At 42.5% G+C, this 2,318-nt stretch carries 2 protein-coding genes; both read right to left on the bottom strand.

All coding sequences use genetic code 11. From position 1 onward, the window contains the following. Nucleotides 1-404 precede the first annotated feature (404 nt). Nucleotides 405-1,115, bottom strand: a complete 711-nt coding sequence (locus tag PX482_RS12505) for a response regulator transcription factor (RefSeq protein ID WP_002760492.1) — start codon at nucleotides 1,113-1,115, stop codon at nucleotides 405-407. A 152-nt stretch (nucleotides 1,116-1,267) separates the two neighbouring features. Beyond that, a complete protein-coding gene (locus PX482_RS12500; protein WP_288122503.1) occupies nucleotides 1,268-2,206 on the bottom strand; it encodes an ABC transporter substrate-binding protein in 939 nt (312 codons plus the stop codon). Nucleotides 2,207-2,318: the final 112 nt, after the last annotated feature.

The following is a 2,318-nucleotide window of genomic DNA, read 5'->3' as shown; positions in this document are numbered from 1 at the left end:
TGGGTTTTAGGGATTTCAGTTATCAGTTATCAGTTATCAGATGTGAGTTTTCAGTTATCAGATTTGAGTTTTTAAGTGTGCAGTATTAAATAGGGGTTGCTGAATAATGGTAAAACCCTTTTAAAATAAGGCTTTTGACCTGTTAAAATCCGATGTTCATGCTGCGAAAATCGGATTGGGGCTCTCAAAAACCTTGCATTATCCTTTTTATAGTACATAAATTGGTACAAAAAGAGAGGGCAACAAAGCCTGAAACTCCCGACTCCTGACTCCTGACTCCTGACTCCTTAACCCCACCAACAAACTTTTTCAGCACACCCTACTTATCTCCTGAATACTGCCTCGTGAATACTGACGACCGGCTCCTGACTCCTAACCCCACCAACAAACTTTTTCAGCAGACCCTAAATAATGTCATCTTCAAATTTATAACCGACACCGACTACAGTTTTGATAAAGATCGGATTAGCAGGATCGGGTTCTACTTTTTTGCGTAAGCGTCGGATGTGGGTATCTACTACCCTTTCATCGCCAAAAAAATCATTTCCCCAGAGATTATCGATTAATTGGGTGCGACTCCAGACGCGATTGGGATAACTGACAAAGGTAGCTAATAAATTAAATTCTAAGGTGGTTAAATCGAGGGTTTCCTCTGGCATTCCCTCCAATTTACGAACAGCAGAATGTTGATCTAAGTCGATAATAAAATGACGGCTGCGATGGAGTTGCTGGGGTTGGCTATCGTGTCTTAAACTACGTCTTAATAAGGCTCTTACGCGAGCGGTTAATTCCCGGGGACTAAAGGGTTTGACCATGTAATCATCGGCTCCCGTAGATAGACCGATAATGCGATCAATTTCTTCTCCCCTAGCGGTTAACATTAAAATATAGGGGTCTTTTGTCCCTGGTTTTTGGCGAATTCTAGCACACAATTCTAGTCCATCTAATTCGGGTAACATTAAATCTAAAATAACTAAGTCTGGTTGCTTTTGATAAAATAGTTCTAGTCCTACCCTACCATTATAAGCCAGATGACAAGTAAAGGACTCCCGCTCTAAAGTTTGCTCAATCAAATGGGCGATTTCAATTTCATCTTCGATAATAACGATATCCATACAAAGGAAAAAGTTTACAAATATCTAGGCATATTTTAACATATTAGCCATTCATTTCTTGCTCAGGGTTGAACATTGAAATAATTGTAATTTTTGAGACTTTTTGGGGGGAGAGTTGCCAACTCTCCCGACTTTGGTGGACTGGGGACTTTTCAAGGTAAAGGGACAAACTGCTCACCGGAGGGAGTCGATCGCACTTGAATTAACACCGGTTGACCGATGCGATCGCCAGTATTAGGATCAAAGCTAATTTTTCCGGTGGCCCCTGTTTGATGAAAATTGGCGGAACGCAGCAGCGATTGTCGGCCCTGACGTTGAGGATTTTCCCTTAAACCGGCAATAATCACCCGTGTAGCGTCAAAACTGGTGGCTGTGCGCCAACTAACTGGACCGCGCCACTGTTCCTGCATAAGATTGGCAAAAGTCTGGTTAAGCGAGGGGTGCCAGGGTGCGGCAAGGGTTAAACCTTGGGCGTTTTTGCCGCCATCTTCGAGGGTGCGAATATTGTAGAGGGTGGGACTACTAAACAGAGGCAAACGCTGACGATTGGAGCGAATAACCTCAAAAACGGGATCGAGACGATCAACATGAGCGACGACAAATAGGCCGTTAGCACCCCCAGAAATCGCCTGATTAAGGGCTTGATCGGCCTTAAAATTGGGGACACTCAGATCACAGACAATCGGCACAATTTGACCGCCTTTTTTCGCCACATTAGCCATCAACTCATCTTTAAAGGAAACATTATCAGGAGCTTGAGAATCGTAGCAAAAAGCAATTTTCTGGACTTTAGCAGTATTTACTATGTAATTTGCTAATTTTTCCCTAATTTTGCCGTTAGAAGCCACCAGACGAAAGATATAATTTCCCGCACCGGAGAGATTATTAGCCAGGGAGGTGGGAGAAATCATCACCAAACCGCCTTTTTCGTAGATAGGAGCGGCGGCCAAACTGGCATCGGAGGCATTATGACCGACAACAGCGATAATATCGGGATTTTTGACTAATTTACTGGCTACCTCTTTCGATATCTGCGGCTGATTATCGTCATTAACCACGATAACCATCAGTTTTCTGCCAGCAATTCTCATTTTGAAAAAAATCAGATAAAATTCTCTTATTTAAATAGAGAACTTGTGTAGAAGCATTATTTTTTGACAGATAATTATCATCCAACGCTGGAGATAGACAGGTTTTAAGAAC

The organism is Microcystis sp. M53602_WE12 (genome assembly GCF_030065455.1).
In the GTDB taxonomy this organism is placed as follows: Bacteria; Cyanobacteriota; Cyanobacteriia; order Cyanobacteriales; family Microcystaceae; genus Microcystis; species Microcystis aeruginosa.
This window is presented reverse-complemented; position numbering and strand designations above follow the sequence as displayed.